At 34.8% G+C, this 16,502-nt stretch carries 14 protein-coding genes and 1 tRNA gene; 14 read left to right on the forward strand and 1 reads right to left on the reverse strand.

Annotation, left to right across the window (positions count from 1 at the left end; genetic code table 11):
* Positions 1-78: 78 nt before the first annotated feature.
* The 7 genes from HVS_RS00480 (at position 79) to fabZ (ending at position 5,115) form a co-directional block, all read left to right on the forward strand.
* Positions 79-693 (forward strand): hypothetical protein, encoded by a 615-nt coding sequence (locus HVS_RS00480; protein ID WP_235827392.1) that lies wholly within the window; start codon positions 79-81, stop codon positions 691-693.
* A 182-nt stretch (positions 694-875) separates the two neighbouring features.
* Positions 876-950, forward strand: a tRNA-Arg gene (locus HVS_RS00485).
* A 107-nt stretch (positions 951-1,057) separates the two neighbouring features.
* Positions 1,058-1,834, forward strand: a complete 777-nt coding sequence (locus HVS_RS00490; RefSeq protein ID WP_101298524.1) for a flagellar hook-basal body protein — start codon at positions 1,058-1,060, stop codon at positions 1,832-1,834.
* A gap of 234 nt (positions 1,835-2,068) precedes the next feature.
* Positions 2,069-2,869, forward strand: a complete 801-nt coding sequence (gene flgG, locus HVS_RS00495) for a flagellar basal-body rod protein FlgG (RefSeq protein ID WP_101298525.1) — start codon at positions 2,069-2,071, stop codon at positions 2,867-2,869.
* Positions 2,870-2,884: 15 nt separating this feature from the next.
* Entirely contained in the window at positions 2,885-3,253 is a 369-nt protein-coding gene (locus HVS_RS00500) for a rod-binding protein (RefSeq protein ID WP_101298526.1), read from the forward strand.
* Positions 3,254-3,369: 116 nt separating this feature from the next.
* Complete coding sequence (locus HVS_RS00505) at positions 3,370-4,587, forward strand: methyl-accepting chemotaxis protein (protein ID WP_101298527.1); 1,218 nt, start codon at positions 3,370-3,372, stop codon at positions 4,585-4,587.
* A gap of 90 nt (positions 4,588-4,677) precedes the next feature.
* Positions 4,678-5,115 carry a 3-hydroxyacyl-ACP dehydratase FabZ gene (gene fabZ / locus HVS_RS00510; protein ID WP_101298528.1) on the forward strand — a complete coding sequence of 146 codons (438 nt, stop codon included), beginning with the start codon at positions 4,678-4,680 and terminating at the stop codon, positions 5,113-5,115.
* Positions 5,116-5,181: 66 nt separating this feature from the next.
* Here the strand turns inward: fabZ and murC are convergent, their stop codons facing one another.
* Entirely contained in the window at positions 5,182-6,591 is a 1,410-nt protein-coding gene (gene murC, locus HVS_RS00515; protein WP_101298529.1) for a UDP-N-acetylmuramate--L-alanine ligase, read from the reverse strand.
* Between the two features lie 487 nt (positions 6,592-7,078).
* Here murC and spoVG point away from each other — a divergent pair, with 487 nt between their 5' ends.
* From spoVG to spoVT, 7 genes are all read left to right on the forward strand, one after another.
* Positions 7,079-7,390 (forward strand): septation regulator SpoVG, encoded by a 312-nt coding sequence (spoVG, locus tag HVS_RS00520; protein WP_101298530.1) that lies wholly within the window; start codon positions 7,079-7,081, stop codon positions 7,388-7,390.
* A 311-nt stretch (positions 7,391-7,701) separates the two neighbouring features.
* Positions 7,702-9,081, forward strand: a complete 1,380-nt coding sequence (gene glmU, locus HVS_RS00525) for a bifunctional UDP-N-acetylglucosamine diphosphorylase/glucosamine-1-phosphate N-acetyltransferase GlmU (protein WP_101298531.1) — start codon at positions 7,702-7,704, stop codon at positions 9,079-9,081.
* Between the two features lie 64 nt (positions 9,082-9,145).
* Positions 9,146-10,108 carry a ribose-phosphate pyrophosphokinase gene (locus tag HVS_RS00530; protein WP_101298532.1) on the forward strand — a complete coding sequence of 321 codons (963 nt, stop codon included), beginning with the start codon at positions 9,146-9,148 and terminating at the stop codon, positions 10,106-10,108.
* Positions 10,109-10,248: 140 nt separating this feature from the next.
* Positions 10,249-10,821 carry an aminoacyl-tRNA hydrolase gene (pth, locus tag HVS_RS00535; protein ID WP_101298533.1) on the forward strand — a complete coding sequence of 191 codons (573 nt, stop codon included), beginning with the start codon at positions 10,249-10,251 and terminating at the stop codon, positions 10,819-10,821.
* 21 nt (positions 10,822-10,842) lie between these two features.
* Positions 10,843-14,355 carry a transcription-repair coupling factor gene (mfd, locus tag HVS_RS00540; RefSeq protein ID WP_101298534.1) on the forward strand — a complete coding sequence of 1,171 codons (3,513 nt, stop codon included), beginning with the start codon at positions 10,843-10,845 and terminating at the stop codon, positions 14,353-14,355.
* Between the two features lie 104 nt (positions 14,356-14,459).
* Entirely contained in the window at positions 14,460-15,521 is a 1,062-nt protein-coding gene (locus tag HVS_RS00545) for a peptidylprolyl isomerase (protein ID WP_101298535.1), read from the forward strand.
* 252 nt (positions 15,522-15,773) lie between these two features.
* On the forward strand, positions 15,774-16,328 hold the full coding sequence (gene spoVT, locus HVS_RS00550) for a stage V sporulation protein T (protein ID WP_101298536.1): 555 nt from the start codon (positions 15,774-15,776) through the stop codon (positions 16,326-16,328).
* Positions 16,329-16,502: the final 174 nt, after the last annotated feature.

Consider the following 16,502-nt stretch of genomic DNA (forward strand, 5'->3'; position numbering starts at 1 on the left):
TATAAACAGAAATAATGTATTATTAAAAGGAGCATAATTTATATGCTCCTTTTAATAATTTTTTTAAGGGGTTTTATTGTGAAAAAATTTCTTATTGACAGGCTGTTGTTTCCAAAAAGTTATTTTAAAAAATTAACAAGTAAACTACACACTTTATATATAGGGCTGGCATTGGTTGGATTGTTTAAACTGGGTATGTCCCTTATTTACAGGATACCTTTTTATTTTTTCAACAAACCCCCGGAAGTATTGGTGTACAATATTTCCCTTACCTTCTGTATTATAATTTTAACAGGGCTTTTGGATACAGTGTTTTTTGCAATGCCTCTATTTGATGCATTTAAGAATTTTGCCCTTAGAAAACGCATAACTGATATAAAGGGACAATTTATTAAATTAATGAAAGTATATATAGTGTCTTATTTTTTAATTATCCCTATATATATTTTGCTGCATATAGTATTTAGAGAAAATGTAGCAGGGCTTAGGATATATTCAGGTTATTTTCTGATTATTAAAATAATAATTGTTTTATGGCAGTCAGCCATTGTAACCCGGGGCATATATGTAATTTATACATTTCACAAAAAACTTAAAATTTTGGTGTTTTTTATGGTATCTACATGGGTTATGCTACTTGGATATACAGTTGATTATCTGGTTAACGCATGGCTTATAAAACTTTTTATGTGAAATTTTCTTGATTTTTTATATTGTAAATAAAGATACGTTGGATTATAATAAATATTGGGTTATAATAAATATTGAATTATAAATAACAATTAGACTGAAAATAGAAGTAAATTATAAATAGTAGCCACACTATAAGTAGTAATAATATTGATTGGGATTTTAGTTTTCAATTCTTATGGTATGTCCCGGTGGTCTAATGGATAAGACAGTAGATTCCGGTTCTACTAATACGGGTTCGATTCCTGTCCGGGACACCAAATTGTAATTTAAAAAAATTTCGAGATATTGTTAAGCATTTCTTAAACATTTCCGATATAACTAGTGTGATATAACTAAAAATCTTTTATCTGTTAGGAGAGAACATATGATTAGAGGTCTTTACACTTCCGGATGGAGTATGCTTGCAAATACCAAACAAATGGATGTAATATCCAATAATCTGGCAAACGTAAATACAAATGCATATAAAAGGGACACTGTTGTATATGAAAGCTTTCCTGAAGTGCTTGTAAAGAGGATAAATGACAGCAAAAGCACTGACAACCCTACAGGCAGGGTTGGAGGCATGCATTTAGGAAATGATGTTGGGGAAGTTTTCACTTATTACGCAAGGGGACAGCTTACAAAAACTGATAGAAGCCTTGATATGGCAATAGCGGATTCAGATTTAGCCTTCTTCACTGTTGCAGTTCCATTAGACAATGGGAATTTTGTACAAAGGTACACAAGGGATGGTGCCTTTTTATTAAATGCTAATGGGCAGCTGGTAACAAAAGAAGGTTATTTTGTCATGGGAGAAGGAGGAATTATCACTTTAGGAAGTGAGGATTTTACCGTTTTAGAAGATGGGACTATTTTAGAAAACGGTCAAACGGTGGGAAGGCTTTTAATAAGTGAGTTTGAAAATGAAAATGCATTGAGGAAAATAGGTGAAAACCTTGTTGAAGCAGCAGGAGCACCTCCCAATGAATTTACCGGGGCGGTAAAGCAAGGGTACATAGAGCAGTCAAATGTAAATGCAATAACGGAAATGGTAAATATGATTACAGTTATGCGCGCCTATGAGGCAAATCAAAAAGTTTTGCATGCACATGATGAAGCTTTGGAAAAGGCAGTAAATGAAGTGGGAAGAATAAGATAAGAAGAATAGTGTAAATGGTAGAAGCAGGACAGAAGCAAGTTAAAAAGGGTATAATTAAAACTTATATGAATGCAAAAGACAATATAAATGCAAAAAAACATTATAAATGTAAAGGATAATGTAATGCAAGTTATGATATAAATGCAAAGGATAATATAAGTGCAAGTTGATATAAATGTAAAGGATAATATAAAGGCCAGTATAAAGAGTAATATAACAGGAGGATGAAGCCCTATGATGAGAGCACTTTGGATAGCTAGTTCAGGTATGAAAGCACAGCAGTTTAATGTTGATGTTATATCCAACAACCTTTCAAATGTCAACACAACAGGGTATAAAAAAGAAAGAGCTGAGTTTAAAGATATGCTGTATGAAACTTTAACAAGGGCGTCAGTTTTAGATGGTGAAGGAAGACCTGTGAATTTACAGGTAGGACATGGGGCGGTAACCGCTGCCACATCTAAAAACTTCCAAATGGGAAATCTGGAAAGAACGGACAACCCTTTAGACTTTGCAATAGACGGGGACGGTTTTTTCATGGTAGCAGGACGCGGCGGGGAAATAGTTTATACCCGTGACGGGAGTTTTAAAATAAGTGTGACGGACTTTGGAAACATGCTTACAACATCAGACGGGTACCCTGTTTTAGATGAAAACGGTATGGAAATAATAATTGATGTTGATATCTCAAGGCTCAGTGTCAGGGAAGACGGAGAGCTTAGTTATACTGATGAAGAGGGGAATGTGGTTTCTTTAGGGCAAAGAATAGGTCTAGTAAAGTTTCCCAACAGATATGGATTAGAAAGCATAGGAAACAACAATTATGCAATTACTCCTGCCTCAGGACAGCCGGTTCCGGATGATCAAATGGGTAAAAGAAGCAGTATAAGGCAAAACTTTTTGGAATCATCAAATGTCCAAGTGGTTGAAGAAATGGTTAAGCTTATTGTAGCCCAAAGGGCGTATGAAATAAATTCAAAGGCTATCCAGTCAGCGGATGATATGCTGGGTATAGCAAATAACCTAAAGAGATAACGGAAGTGAAATGATATGGATGCGAATAAAGTTGTAGGAAATCTAACAAATAAAAATTTTTACAACATCAATTACAACACCAGGGAAATAAATCAGGATGGTGAATTTGAAAAAAGACTTTTAAATGCTTATGAGAACCAGGATGAAGAAGCCCTGAAAGAGGTTTGCAGGGAATTTGAAGGTCTGCTTCTTAACATGGTATACAAACAAATGAGGGCAACGGTATTTAGAAGTGATTTAATCCCAAAGTCTGTAGGACGGGAAATATTTGAAAGTATGCTTGATGATGAGTTGGTTAAAGAAGCTTCAAAAAACAGGAGCTACGGATTGGCAGAAGACTTATACAAGCAGCTTAGCAGAACCCTCAGGAACAGAAAGGTATAATGACAGAAAGTTCTATAAATAAGGCATCAGGGATGATAATGTATCAGGAATATCGCAGAAGTATCCAGCTTCTGCGATATGATTATTTTTTCATAGCATATTTGGAGTGATACAATGTGAAAAGGTTTAGGAAAATAAAAATAGAAAAAAACCATTTAATAGCGGTGATTTCCATAATTTTATTTGCTGTTTTTTCAGGAGTTATTATAAATTACCTGTCAAAAGAAATAAAGCTTGGGGTGCTGGCGGCATTATTAGTATTATCAGCATGCTTAATAACTTTATTTCTAACCAACCGATTGTATAAAAAAGTATATAAAAAGCTTATAGAAAAGTGCAGGGAGTGCATAGGAGAATTTCAGGTAAAAGATTATGACAATAAAATTTTTGCAGTCATGGAGGAAATAACAGAAAAATATTGCGATTTAAAAAGGAAGAATGCAGCTGCCAAAAATTCTATTGATGATTTATTTTTATCCTTACAAAGTCTTTCAGAGACAGGATATCAGAGCATAAACAAACTTTTCGAATCTTTAGATAGTATCTCCATGCCTTTAAACCAGCAGGCTGCAGCTCTTGACGAAGGTACAAATTTTGTTAAGAAACTGTCAGAGCATATGGATTCAATTTCTGATAATTTTAACAGCGTAAGAACAGATACATTAAATATAAAAGAGCTTTGCAGTACGGGGCTTAATTCCATTAATCTTCTTAAAGAAAAATTTCAGTTGACGATAGAAATGACTGACCAGATAACGGAATCTGTAAGAAACTTCACAGATATTATAAAAAGCGTAAGCGAATTTGTTGATATAATGAGTGATATTAGCAAACAGACAAAACATCTTGCTTTAAACGCAACCATTGAGGCTGCAAAAGCAGGTAAGTATGGAAGTGGTTTTGCTGTGGTGGCTGGAAACTTTAAAAAACTTTCAGACCAGGCTCAAAACCACACAGTCGGAATAAGTCAGTTAATGGACAAAATTGTGAGAGGGTATGCAGATATAAACCGGTCAGTTGAAGATTTAAAAGAATCAATAAAAAATCAAACAGAGTCAGTTGAAGATACCAACCAATCCTTTCACAACATTACAGATGCAGTATTTTCCATTTCCAAAGAAATAAATGATGTAAACATATCTTTAGATAAAATGAGAATTGATAAAGATGAAATGATAAAGCTTATGGAAGAAACGGCGGTGTTTGCAAAACAAACAGTTGCAGCATCTGAAGAGTTTGCTTCTGTGGTAGATTGTCATGGGCAGACGGTATCAGATATAATAGGGGCGATACAAAGTACCAAAAATACATTGACAGAAACCATAAATGATTAACATAGATGAATAAGGCCTTCCCATCTATTGACATGAAAGAGTGTATAGGTTATCATCTAAAATAACGAAAACAATCGGGGAGGCATTGGAATGTTGTCAAATATTGAAATTCAAAATATTATCCCTCACAGATATCCTTTTTTGCTAATTGACAAAATAGAGGAAGTAGAGCCGGGTAAGAGGGCGGTTGCTATAAAGAATGTTTCTATTAACGAACCCTTTTTTCAAGGACATTTTCCGGGAAATCCGATTATGCCCGGGGTGCTGATAGTGGAGGCAATGGCTCAGACGGCTTGTGTGGCAGGACTTATGCTTGAAGAAAACAAAGGGAAGCTGGGGGTATTTACCGGCATAGAGTCCATGAAGTTTAGAAGGCAGGTTGTGCCAGGTGATGTATTAAGGCTTGAAGCAGAATTTTTAGTTTTTAAGATGGGTATGGGAAAGGTAAAAGTGACTGCCACCGTTGATGGCCAGGTTGCTGCCCAGGGGGAAATTAAATTTGCAATGATTGACCAGGATAAAAAGTAAAAATAAAACATATTAAAAAATAAAAGGCTATACATAAGACTTCACTTTAGATAAAGTGAAGTCTTATTAACTTACGGCTATTATTTTTTTTGTTCTTAAAAACATTTCTCCCACGCTGTTGATATTTCCGGCTCCCATGGTTATTATAACATCTCCTTGAGAGGCATGTTTGTTTAAAAGCTGTACAATGCTTTCAAATTCAGGTATGTAAAGGACATTTTTGTTGTAGTGTTTTATTTTATCCACCAGCTGCAGAGAGTGGATTTCACCGGTATCCACTTCACGGGCGGAATAAATATCACTTATTATTACCATGTCAGCATCACAAAAGGCATCTTTAAATTCATCCAGCAAGTGCTTTGTCCTGGAATAAGTATGAGGCTGGAAAACACACCAGATTTTTCTGTGAGAAATATTTTTACACGCCTTTAATGTAGCTTTAATTTCCGAAGGATGATGTGCATAGTCATCAATTACTTTAATATCATTAATTATTCCTTTTAGTTCAAAGCGCCTGTGGGTACCTGTGTAATTTTCCAAACCTGCTTTAATGCCTTTAAAATCACAACCTAGTGCATGACATGCAGATATTGCACCAAGGGCATTGCTTACATTGTGTATTCCGGGAAGCTTTAAGTTAATGTCAATGACTTTTTTGCCGTTTTTATATACATCAAAAGCAGCACATCCTGCATGGTCAAAAACAATATCTTTTGCATTCCACATTGCATCATTTGAGGTGATGCCGTAGGTGATTTTATTGCAGTTTATATGTTTTAACAATGAAGTGACATTTTCATCATCACAATTTGCAACTATGTAGCCATCCTCAGGAACAAGGGACATAAATTTTAAAAATGAAGACTTTATATGCTCTATGTCTTTAAAGTAGTCCAGATGGTCCTCTTCAATGTTTAAAACAATGGCAAGGAAAGGGTAAAATTTTAAAAAGCTTTCAACGTATTCACAAGCTTCAGAGACAAAGTACTTATTTCCTCCAATGCGTGTATTTCCTCCTATGGCATTTAATTCCCCGCCTATATGTATGGTAGGGTCAAACCCGCATTCTAAAAGTATCATTGAGACCATGGAAGTGGTGGTTGTTTTACCATGAGTACCTGATACGGCGATACTGTAGGGAAAAGTTTTCATTATTTCCCCTAAAAGCACAGAACGCTCTATAACGGGTATATTTAATAATTCACATTTCAAAAGTTCCGGGTTGTCTTTCTTTACAGCAGCTGTATACACCACCAGATCAGGATTTTTTATATTTTCTTCACTATGTCCTATATATACTTTAATTCCCTTTTCAGTGAGTTTGGAAGTCAGACATGAGGAGTTCAGGTCAGAACCGGACACTTTGTACCCCATATTAAGGAGGATTTCCGCAAGACCGCTCATGCTCACTCCCCCTATGCCTATAAAATGAACATGTTTAACATTGTTTAAATTTAAAATATTTGATTTTAACAAAAAATAACACTCCTATTCGTGTAAAAAATTATTTATAAACTTCTAAATATTTTAACATAATTATATTTTAACATAATCTTATGCAATAACCGTCTTATACAATAATTGACATGTTACAAATTAAATATTCAATAGTTCAATAATTAAATTAAATATTAAATATCCAATTACTATTATATGAAAAAATTAACTAGAATATAAGCCTAAAATCAAAATTTTAATGTAAAATTAAAATACAGTTAATATAGAGAATGTGTTTTTACATTTTTGTATGAATAATAAAATGAATAATATAAAAAAGAAAGAGAAATGCTATAACAAAAGATGAAATTATTTATTGCAGGAATAGCTACAATTAACGTATTTATAAGACATATTTTAATAAAATAATAAAATGATAAAAATAAGCAGGAAAAATAAAAAAAATGACGAATACATTAATATACACGGAGAATTCACAATTATTTACGGAAGGTGGTAACATCTTATGGAAATTACTGATGTTAGAATCAGAAAAATTGATTCAGAAGGAAAAATGAAAGCAGTTGTTTCTGTAACCTTTGACAATGAATTTGTTGTCCACGACATAAAGGTTATAGAGAGCCAAAATGGGCTTTTTATAGCTATGCCTAGCAGAAAAGCTCCTGATGGCGAGTTTAGGGATATTGCACATCCTATCAATGCAGAGACAAGAGGGAAAATACAAAGTGCTATATTGGACAAGTATGAGTATATTACAGCTGCTGCCGAGTTAGAAGAAAACCAAAAAGAAGAAGCAGAAGGCACAGAAGAAGAATAAATTATTTTATGTAAAATAAATTATAAGAAAAATGCCTTCATAAAGAAAAAAATGTTTTAAGGTGCAGATTTTTTTTTGAGAATAATATGATATCGTGAAAAGCATAACGTTAATGCCTAACGTATGTTTTTGACGATTTTTTATTATATATATATATTTATATATTCATATATATTTATACCTTTCTATTTTTTTTTGTGTTTCATAATGTTGAAAAAATTAAGGAAAAGTGAGAGAATATATTAGGTGGTAATATTCAGGTATCAGATAGTGGTATTCATTGCAGCTTATATCTGAAGGAGGAGAATAATATGGAACGCTTAATGGCTATCATCCTTGCTGCAGGTGAGGGCAAAAGAATGAAGTCGAAAAAGACAAAGATTTTACACGAGATATGTGGAAAGCCAATGGTAGAGTGGGTTTACCAGTGCGTAAAGAATTCCGGGGTGGATGAAATTGTACTTGTCATTGGCCGCAATGGGGAAGAAGTAAAAGAATATATGGGAAATAAAGTTTCTTATGCAAAACAAGAACAGCAGCTAGGAACAGGACACGCAGTTATCCAGGCTCAGGAATATCTTGAAAACAGGGAAGGACAGGTCGTTATAATGTATGGGGATATGCCCCTTGTCACTTCAAATACCATTTCACTTGCCGTTGATTATCACAAAGAAAAAGGAAATGCTGCGACAATAATTACGGCAGACTTTGAAAATCCCGCCGGATACGGAAGGATAATCAGAAACAGCCAAAATGAAGTGGTGGAAATTGTTGAGGACAGGGACGCATCTTGTGAACAGAAGAAGATAAAGGAAATTAATTCAGGCATTTATTGCTTTGATATAAGTGCATTAAGGGATGCACTAAAAGAACTTGACAATAAAAACGACCAGGGAGAATACTATCTTACCGACACCATAAAGATATTAATAAATAAAGGGCTTAAAGTAGGTGCTGTCAAAATTGAAGACAGAGAAGAATTAGCCGGGATAAATGATAGGATTCAACTGGCAGAAGCAGCTAAAGTCCTTAGAAAGAGAATACTAAACAAAATAATGGCCAGTGGTGTAACAATTATAGACCCTGATTCTACATATATTGATTCTGAAGTGGAAATAGGCATGGATACCATCATTTACCCTTCAACTATAATTAAAGGAGAAACAAAAATAGGAGAAGAGTGTATAATAGGACCTGGAAGCACAATTGAAAACTCAAAAATTGGAAATAGAGTTGAGATAAAAAACTCCGTTGTATTGGAAAGCTGTATAGATGATGAGACAAAAACAGGTCCTTTTGCATATTTAAGACCAGGAAGTAATGTGGGTAAAAATGTCAAGATAGGTGATTTTGTTGAAATAAAAAATTCATCAATCGGGGACGGCACAAAGATATCCCACTTAACATATGTAGGAGATGCAGAAGTTGGCAAGAAAGTCAATTTAGGTTGTGGCGTAGTGGTGGTTAATTATGACGGGCAGAAGAAGCACAAGACAATTATCGGAGACAATTCATTTGTGGGATGCAATGTGAACCTGGTTTCACCTGTTGAAGTTAAGAAAAATTCGTATATTGCAGCAGGTTCCACCATTACCGATGAAGTACCTGAAAATTCATTAGCTATTGCAAGAAGCAGGCAGGTAATAAAGGAAAACTGGGTTTTGAAAAAAGGTTTGTTAAAAAAAGATTAGTAAATTTTTAAAATATTAAAATATTAAAATATTAAAATATTAAGAAGTAAGAGGGGATCTTAAGATGAATCTACATGGTAAGGATATAAAAATTTTTGCCGGCAACTCAAACCGTGAATTGGCACTGGAGATTGCAGAAAAAATCGGGTTGCCTTTAGGACTTGCAAATGTGGGGAAGTTCAGTGATGGTGAGTGTGCAATAGGAATCAATGAAGTTGTAAGAGGTTCTGATGTTTTCCTGATACAATCCCTGTGTTGGCCGGTTAATGACAACATTATGGAGCTTTTGATAATGATAGATGCTTTAAGGAGGGCATCGGCGGGAAGGATAACAGCTGTTATCCCATACTATGGATATGCAAGGCAGGATAGAAAGGCTAAAGCAAGGGATCCTATTTCAGCAAAACTTGTAGCTAATTTATTGACTACTGCTGGAGCAGACAGGATATTGACAATGGATTTGCATGCACCACAACTACAAGGATTTTTTGACATTCCGTTAGATCATTTGCTGGGTGTGCCTATTCTTGCTAATCACTTTAGAGAAAAATTTGAAGATACCAGCGATGTTGTGGTTGTTTCCCCTGATGTGGGAAGTGTTGCAAGATCGAGAAAGTTTGCAGAAAGGCTGGATGTTCCATTAGCTATCATTGACAAGAGACGTCCAAAGGCAAATGTATCTGAAATAATGAACATAATCGGGGATGTAAACAATAAGAGGGTAATACTGGTGGACGACCTTATAGATACAGGTGGTACCATTATAAATGCTGCCAATGCTTTGACTGAAATGGGAGCAAAAGAAGTATATGCCTGCTGTACCCATGGGGTGCTGTCCGGTAATGCTGTGGAAAGGATAGAAAAGTCAGAACTAAAGGAATTAATCACTTTAAATACAATTCCTTTAACTGAGGAAAAGAGAAGTCCAAAGATAAAATCCTTATCTGTTGCACCGGTATTTGCAGAAGCTATAGAAAGAATATATGGGGATATGTCCATAAGTACACTCTTTACTCAAAAAGATTAATGTATTTTAGAAAAATGTTGTGAAAATAATAACAAACACTGCCTGTTTATATACTCAAATGGGCAGTTATTATTTTATGAATTATTTTGATATTTGTCCTAAATTTAGAATATGTCCTAAAATCCTGGGAGGTGGGAGATTTGGATGAGTTAATTGTTGTCACGGGGCTTGGCAACCCTGGAAGAAAGTACGCTGATACAAGGCACAATGTTGGATTTTGGGTTGTTGAACTTTTGGCCCTAAGGCATAAAATAAAAATGTCAAAGGTAAAGTTTAAGGCACTTTACGGGGAAGGGGTAATTTCAGGAAAAAAGGTACTTCTGGTCATGCCCCAGACATATATGAATCTTAGCGGGGAAAGTGTAAGGGATATTATTAGTTGGTATAAGATACCTGTGGGAAATATTATAATAATATATGATGATATAGATTTACCTGTTGGTAAAATTAGGGTGAGGCCTAAAGGAAGTGCAGGAACCCATAATGGAATGAAGTCTGTCATATATCAGATAATGTCTGATGAATTCCCCAGGGTGAGGATTGGAATTGATAAGCCTCCGGAAGGATGGGATTTGGCAGACTATGTATTAAGCAAATTTTCTAAGGAAGAAAAGGATAAAATTTCACAGGCGGTTGTTAATGCTGCTGATGCCGTTGAGGCAATAATAGGTCAAGGCATTAACCAGGCAATGAACAAATTCAACAATTTATAAATATCAGAGGACTGAGTGCAAATGAGGAATACAAAAACAAAAAAATATTTAATTGATCCGCTTTTGGAAATGAATCGGTACCATGATATTTTAAATGATATAAAAAAGGGTGATGGTTCAGTTTCTTTAGGTGGATCATCCCAATCCCAAAAAGCCCATATGAGTTATGCTATTTTAAAGCATTTAAACTTAAAAGGTGTATTCATTGCCAATAATGATATTAGTGCAAGAAAGACCTATGAGGATTTTTTAAACTTTTTTGAAGAGGGTGTTTTATATTTTCCACCGGAAGAAATTATGTTTCACGATATAGAGGCAAAAAGCCGTGATTCCTCTTATGAGAGAATAAGGGCTTTGCACAAAATCCTAAACGGTGAATATGAAATAGTAATTACAAGTCCTGAGGCTATAGGAAGAAAGCTTATAGATAAGGAATTGTTTTTAAAAAGCATCATCTCCTTTACTGTGGGAGAGACTGTGGATTTGACTGAAATTTCAAAAAACCTTGTAGTAATTGGCTATGAAAGGGTGTCGGTGGTAGAAGGGGAAGGACAGTTTGCCATAAGGGGCGGGATAGTTGATATATTTCCAATAAACAGTGAAAATGCCGTAAGAATTGAATTTTTTGATGATGAAATAGATTCTATAAGGACTTTTGATGTTATATCCCAAAGGTCTTTGGAAAGAATAGAAGAAATCGCCATTTTACCCGCCAGGGAACTGATATATGATGACAAAAGAAGGGATGAGATTTTAGATAAAATATCCAATAGTCTTAATGAGTACTTAAAAAAATTAAGTAAAAAAGATGTAGAAGGCTTTAAAGAAAAGATAGAAGAAAAAATAAAAGGTGATATGGAAAGATTTAAAGAAGAGTACTATTTTCCAGGAATGGACAGATATATATCCTACATTATTGATAAGCCTTCAATTATTACACATTATATGGATTTGGAAAAAACATTGTTTTTTTTAGACGAACCAAAAAAATTTGAAACAAGGTATGAAAGTCTTCTTTTTGAAAACTATGAGCTTTGCAAGGCATTTCTTGAAAAGGGGTATTTACTGCCGGAAAGTTTTGAGATTTATGTTAGCTTAGAGTATATATTAGAAAATATCAATAAAAACAAGCCGGTGTATTTTGATATTTTGGAAACAGAGGAGAGAGTACCTTCTAAGCTTTTAAACTCCTACAAAGGACATTTTGATATTTTAATAGATGATATAAGAAAATGGAAAGAAAACAAATACAGAATTCTGGTGATGTCAGGAGGGCAAAGCAGAGGGCGTATATTAGAAGAAAATTTAAAAAAAGAAGGAATAGAGGCAAATTATTATGATGAATTTTCAGGTGAAATTTTGCCGGGACAGGTGGTTATAACAGGGGGAAGCCTTCAAACGGGCTTTGAGTACCAGGACATAAAATTTGTAATTATAAGCGGAAAGGATTTTTTTGGAGAAAAGAAAAAGAAAAAGAGAACTTTTAGTAAAAAAAATAAGGGTCAGAAAATAAGCGTATTTACAGACCTTAATATAAATGACTATGTTGTCCACCAGATTTATGGAATAGGAAAATATGTAGGTATTCAACAGCTGGAAGTGGAGGGTATAAAAAAGGACTATTTAAAAATCCGGTATTATGACGGGGACTTTTTGTATGTGCCTACAAACCAGCTGGATTTAATTCAAAAATACATAGGTTCGGAGGGAAAGACGCCAAAACTTAGCAAACTAGGGGGGAATGACTGGGCAAAAACAAAGGCAAAGGCAAAAGAGTCTTTGATGGAATTGGCAGAAGACCTTATTAAGCTGTATGCCAAGAGGGAAACTTCAAAGGGATATAAATACAGTGAAGATACAGTGTGGCAGAAACAGTTTGAAGATTTATTCCCGTATCAGGAGACAGAAGACCAGTTAAAATGCATTGAAGAAATTAAAAAAGACATGGAATCTGACAAACCAATGGATAGGCTTTTGTGCGGGGATGTGGGCTATGGAAAGACTGAGGTTGCCATAAGAGCCATATTTAAAGCGGTGATGGACGGAAAGCAGGTGGCGTATCTGGTTCCCACCACCGTTTTGGCACAGCAGCAGTTTGAAAATTTTAAAGATAGGATGAAGGACTTTCCTGTAAGGGTGGAGGTTATAAGCCGGTTTAAATCCAAAAGCGACCAGAAAAAAATTATAAAAGATACAAAGGCAGGAATTGTGGATATACTTATAGGAACCCACAGGCTTCTTCAAAAGGACATTGCATTTAAGGATTTAGGGCTTTTAGTGATAGATGAGGAGCAGCGTTTTGGTGTAAGGCACAAGGAACGCATCAAAAAAATGAAATCCAATGTGGATGTACTTACCCTTACTGCTACCCCTATTCCAAGAACCCTGCACATGTCCCTTATGGGAATACGGGATATAAGCATTATTGAAGATCCCCCTGAAGAAAGGTATCCGGTGCAGACATATGTAATGGAGTACAATCCTGAAGTGATAAAGGAGGCAATTAACAGGGAGCTTGCCAGAGGAGGACAGGTTTTTTACCTGTTTAACAGGGTAAGATCCATCAATGTAAAAGCTGCTCAGATAAAAGACCTGGTGCCGGATGCAAGGGTGGCGGTGGCTCATGGGCAAATGAAAGAAACAGATTTGGAAAACATAATGCTGCAATTTGTAGAAGGTGAGTATGATGTACTGGTTTGTACAACAATAATTGAATCAGGTCTTGACATGCCAAATGTAAATACCATTATAGTGGAAGACGCGGACAAAATGGGACTTGCCCAGCTATACCAGCTAAGGGGCAGGGTTGGAAGGTCCAACAGGCTTGCCTATGCCTATATAACATACAAAAAAGATAAAGTGCTTTCTGAAGTGGCGGAAAAAAGGCTTCAGGCAATAAAGGAGTTTACTGAATTTGGTTCCGGATTTAAAATAGCCATGAGGGATTTGCAAATAAGGGGGGCAGGTAATTTACTGGGAGCCCAGCAGCATGGGAATATAGACCTGGTAGGATATGATATGTATGTAAGGCTTCTTTCAGAAGCTATAAATGAATTAAGGGGTACGGCGCCTGAAGAGGAAGAAGTGGAGATTTCTGTAGACCTGAAAGTGAGTGCCTATATAGATGACAGTTATATAGGCGATGAAAATCAAAAAATTGAAATGTATAAAAAGATAGCGTCAATACAAGATGAAAAAGATATGCTGGATATAAGGGATGAGTTAATTGACAGATATGGGGAAATACCGGATGCTGTAGAATCACTTATACAAATTGCCCATTTAAAAGTACTGGCAAAAAAATGCGGGTTTTCATCTATTCAAGAAAAAGGAGAAAATGTAATACTGCAGTTCATGGAGAACAAACATGTAGACATTAACATAATTAGTAAGTTAACGGAAAAACACAGAAGGAGGATACTTTTTACTGCCAGCAATAAATCATATATAACATTTATAGTCAAAGACACTCCTAGGAAAAATCTTCTAAAAGATATTAAGATTTTGTTACAAGAAATTATTGAATTGCAGTAGCCGCTGCAATTTATTATAATATTTATTGTCAGGAATTTTTTAAACAGGGTTCTGACTATTTTATCATATTTAAAATTTAATAAAGAATGTGAGGAGATATCGTGTTGAAAAAGAAAAGAGCAATTATATCCATAGCATCGCTGCTGGTTCTGGCACTTTTAGTGGCTTATTTTGCATATTCTAATGCCACAAGTTATGTGGCTATAATTAATGGGGAAAGAATAACCGAGGCAGAATACCGTTTTTTTCTTTATAGCGAGAAAAGAGTAATGGAAATGGATAAGACCCAGGAAGAGATAGATGCCCTTTGGAATTCAAAAATTGATGGTGTTGACGCAACAGAGGTGGTAAAACAAAATGCACTTGAAAATGCAAAAAAATATAAGATTCAATATTTTAAAGCCAAGGAGCAGGGATTATTTTTAAATGATAATGACTACAAAAGCATTGAAGATTCTATAAATGTTTTGCTAGGGCAGATGTCAGGTTTTGAAGGTACGAGGAAACAAGCGGAAAAGAGCTTTAAAGAATGGTTTGGAATATCTGTAAAGGAGTACAGGAATATAGTAGAAAAGCTGCACTTAGGTTATAAATTTGCACTAAAAGAGCAGGAGAATAATATAAAAGTTACTGAACAGGAATTAAAAGACCATTTCAAAGAAAATAGCGGAAACTTTATTAAAGCTACTGCAAATATTTTATTGTTTTATAAAAGGGATGTGCCAAAGTTTTATAAAAGGGATGTGCCAAACGGGTACACAATGCTTACTGACGAAGAAATAGAGGAATCTAAGAAAAAAGCTGAAGAGGCTTTAAAAGAAATTAAAGACGGTAAAAGGTTTATATCTGTAGCAGCAAAATATGCTGAAGATAAAAAAGTTGAACTTGAGGAAAATACTGAAGTTAAAATGGGTGCTGATATGGAACAGGAGATAATAGACTGGGCTGTAAAAAGCAATGTGGGGGATGTAGAACTTATAGAAACAGACCTGGGTTTTAATGTGATAGAAATATTGAGCCTAACCTCCTTTGAAGATGAAAGGGACAATGTCAGAAGTGTGGTTGCCGGTGAAAAATATGAAAAAATACTGGATGAATGGGCAAAGGATTCTATTTATAATTTAGAATTAAATGAAAAGGCTTTAAATAAAATAAAAGTTAGATAAGTTTAAAATAAAATTAAAGTAAAATAAATTTAAAAAGAAAATTAATTTATGACAAAAACCCCGTTTTTTTGGAGGCGGGGTTTTTTTGCATTTTATTTTAAGTAATTTATGGGCTTTTAACCTGCTTTAATTGTGCTTTAAAAGAGAATGTTATCATAATTCGCCTATAATGTATAAAACTCCAATAAAAAATGAATAATAAAACTGTAGTTAAAATTAAACGTAAAAAAAGATAAAAAGGAGGCAAATAAATTGAAGGCGACTGGAATAGTCAGGAGAATAGATGACCTGGGAAGGGTAGTAATCCCGAAGGAAATCAGAAGGACTTTAAAAATTAGAGAAGGTGATCCTCTCGAAATATTTACCGATAGAGAAGGGGAAGTTATATTAAAAAAATATTCGCCTATAGGTGAGCTCAGCGATTTTGCTGCCCAGTATGCAGAATCACTCCACAAAACAAGCGGTCATGTAACATGTATTTCTGACAGGGATACAATAATAGCAGTTTCCGGTACATCAAAAAAAGAATTTATGGAAAAACCACTAAGTCCTGATTTGGAAAAAATAATGGAAGATAAGGTTACATTTATAGTAGAAGCACCGGGGGAAAAAACCATTAATATTTTAGCGGAAGAATCCCCGGACAGGCATTATTCTGCACAAGTGGTAAGCCCTATAATATCAGAAGGGGATCCTATAGGTGCAGTTATCTTTTTATCAACAGACCCTAATATCAGAATGGGAGAGGTGGAAGCAAAACTTGCCCAGGCAGCTGCAAGTTTCTTAGGAAAACAGATGGAACAGTAATTAAAATATTAAAAGTATCCAGGTTTTTAGAATAAGGGAATATTGCTTAAAATGCAGTAAATGCTTTTGCAATATTCCCTTTTATTGTATAATCATACATAACTGCAAAACTCTTTTCCTTTAATGCTCAAAAAATTCAATACCCAAAAAAGTTTCTCCCATGGCAGAGAAGTG

The sequence above is a fragment of the Acetivibrio saccincola genome (assembly GCF_002844395.1).
Lineage (GTDB): Bacteria > Bacillota > Clostridia > Acetivibrionales > Acetivibrionaceae > Herbivorax > Herbivorax saccincola.

What these genes read in the sequence shown, in the direction of transcription:
- HVS_RS00490 (WP_101298524.1), top strand. Translation starts at nt 1,058, where the DNA reads ATGATTAGAGGTCTTTACACTTCCGGATGGAGTATGCTTGCAAATACC.
- flgG (WP_101298525.1), top strand. Translation starts at nt 2,069, where the DNA reads ATGATGAGAGCACTTTGGATAGCTAGTTCAGGTATGAAAGCACAGCAG.
- HVS_RS00500 (WP_101298526.1), top strand. Translation starts at nt 2,885, where the DNA reads ATGGATGCGAATAAAGTTGTAGGAAATCTAACAAATAAAAATTTTTAC.
- fabZ (WP_101298528.1), top strand. Translation starts at nt 4,678, where the DNA reads ATGTTGTCAAATATTGAAATTCAAAATATTATCCCTCACAGATATCCT.
- spoVG (WP_101298530.1), top strand. Translation starts at nt 7,079, where the DNA reads ATGGAAATTACTGATGTTAGAATCAGAAAAATTGATTCAGAAGGAAAA.
- glmU (WP_101298531.1), top strand. Translation starts at nt 7,702, where the DNA reads ATGGAACGCTTAATGGCTATCATCCTTGCTGCAGGTGAGGGCAAAAGA.
- HVS_RS00530 (WP_101298532.1), top strand. Translation starts at nt 9,146, where the DNA reads ATGAATCTACATGGTAAGGATATAAAAATTTTTGCCGGCAACTCAAAC.
- mfd (WP_101298534.1), top strand. Translation starts at nt 10,843, where the DNA reads ATGAGGAATACAAAAACAAAAAAATATTTAATTGATCCGCTTTTGGAA.